General features: G+C 75.4%; 3 protein-coding genes. All 3 read left to right on the top strand.

From position 1 onward, the window contains the following. Positions 1-397, top strand: a 397-nt coding sequence (locus H5J33_RS32225) for a DMT family transporter (protein WP_181798269.1), incomplete at its 5' end; no start/stop codon positions are given. A gap of 39 nt (positions 398-436) precedes the next feature. Further along, positions 437-1,372, top strand: a complete 936-nt coding sequence (locus H5J33_RS32230; protein ID WP_181798270.1) for a DMT family transporter — start codon at positions 437-439, stop codon at positions 1,370-1,372. Between the two features lie 22 nt (positions 1,373-1,394). Next, on the top strand, positions 1,395-2,179 hold a 785-nt coding region (locus H5J33_RS32235), incomplete at its 3' end, for a LysR family transcriptional regulator (RefSeq protein ID WP_181798271.1).

A 2,179-nucleotide genomic window follows, 5' to 3' on the forward strand; every position in this document is an offset into this window, starting at 1 on the left:
GCAGCTCACCGCGGGCGGCCTGCTCATCGCGCCCGTCGCACTGCTGGCCGAGGGCGCCCCGCCCGCCCTCGACGGCCGGGCCGTGGGCGGCTACCTCTACCTCGCGCTGGCCAACACGGCCCTCGCCTACTGGCTCTGGTTCCGCGGGATCGGCCGGCTCACCGCCACCCAGGCCGGATTCCTCGGCCCGCTCTCCCCGCTGACCGCGGCGGTCGTCGGCTGGGCGGCCCTCGGCCAGGCGCTCACACCGGTGCAGACGGCGGGCATGGCGCTGGCGTTCGGGGCGACGCTCGCCGGACAGCTCGGCGGCGGCGGAAAGCCCCGACTGTTCAGGAGAACTGAAAAGAACGATCGCAAAGATTCGATGGACCTGACGCTTCCGGCCCTGCGACGGTAGGACCACCACCCCCGTCCGAGCCGACCGGAAAGGCCCCCTGTGCCCGCAGCCGCGCACCAGACCACCCCCGCCACCGCCCCCGCACCCCGCGCCACCCGCACCCGGCAGGCCGCCGCCCCCCTCCTCGGCCTGGCCTGCGCCGCGCTCGCCACGGTCGTCTGGTCCGGCAGCTTCGTCACCTCACGCGGACTGCACGACAGCGTCCCGCCCGTCCAGCACGCCTTCTGGCGGTGGGTGATCGCGCTGGTCGCCGTCGCCCCGTTCGGCGCCCGCCGGGCCTGGCGGCAACGGCACCTCTTGTGGCGGCACGCCCGCTACGTCCTCCTCGTCTCCCTCCTCGGCGTCGCCCTCTACAACACCCTCGTCAACCAGGCCGGCCTGACCACCCCGGCCGCCACCATGGGCATGATCATGGCCGCCTCGCCGGTGCTCATGGCCGTGTTCGACCGGCTGGGCGGGGTACGGCTGGGCGCGCGGCGCACCACCGGACTGCTCCTGGCCTGCGCGGGCGTCGTGCTCCTCGTGGCCGGCGGCGGTGCGGGCTTCACGCCGGGCACCCTGTGGATGCCGGCCGCCGCCTGCTGCTTCGCCGGCTACAGCGCGCTGCTGCGCCGCCGGCCGGCCGAACTCGACGGCACCGCCTTCCTGTTCACCACCTTCCTCGTCGGCACCGTGCTGCTGCTGCCCGCACAGGCCGTCAGCCTCGCCGTGCAGGGCGGCTTCGACCCCGTGCCCGGCACGGTGCTTCCCCTGCTCTACGTCGGCGTGGCCTCCTCCGCGCTCGCCTTCTTCGCCTGGAACAAGGCCATCGCCCTGATCGGCGCCACCCGCGCCGGCATCGTCTACTACCTCCAGCCGGTCTGCGTGGCCGCGCTCTCCTGGGCGCTGCTCGGCGAACACACGGGCGTCACGGGCCTGTTGTGCCTGGCGCTGATCCTGGCCGGGGTGGTGCTGGGCGCGGGCTCGCGCCGCTGACCGTGCCGTGTAGCGTGCGCGCATGAGCGAGTGGGATCTGAGGAAGCTGCGGATTCTGCGCACCCTGCGCGAACGGGGCACGGTCACCGCGACCGCCGCCGCCCTGCACATGACCCCGTCCGCGGTGTCCCAGCAGCTCACCACTCTCGCCGCCCGGCTCGGTGTGGACCTGCTGGAGGCGCACGGCCGCCGGGTCCGGCTCACCGACGCGGCCCGGCTGGTCCTCGAGCACACGGAGCCGGTGTTCGAGCAACTGGAGCGGGCGGACGCGGCCCTCGCCGCCTACGCCCACGGTGACGCCGGGGAGGTCCGCGTCGGCGCCTTCCCGACCGCCGTCCCCGCCCTGGTCGTCCCGGCCGTACGGGCCCTGCGCGACACCCACCCCCGGGTGACCGTCCGGGTCCGCGAGACGGAGGCCGCCGAGGCCTACCGGCTGCTCGCCGCGGGCGACGTGGACCTGGCCCTGTCCCTCGCCGCCGAGGCACCCAGCGCCGCCGACCCCCGCTTCACCCACGTCCCGCTGCTCGCCGACCCGCTGGACGTGGCCCTGCCCCCCGGCCACCCGCTGGCCTCGTCCCCCGGCCTGACCCTCACCGACCTCGCCGCCGAGCCCTGGATCTACGGCGGCAGCGGCCCCTGGTCCGACATCACCCGCCGCGCCTGCGAGGCGGCCGGCTTCAGCCCCCACCAGGGCCACTCGGCCTCCGGCTGGACCGCGATCCTCGCCATGGTGGAGGCGGGCATGGGGGATGCTCAGGTGCCCGACCGCCTCCCGCAGTACGGGGACAGGCGGCCTGACCAGCAAGG

It is taken from the genome of Streptomyces sp. WELS2 (assembly GCF_013870595.1).
Lineage (GTDB): Bacteria > Actinomycetota > Actinomycetes > Streptomycetales > Streptomycetaceae > Streptomyces.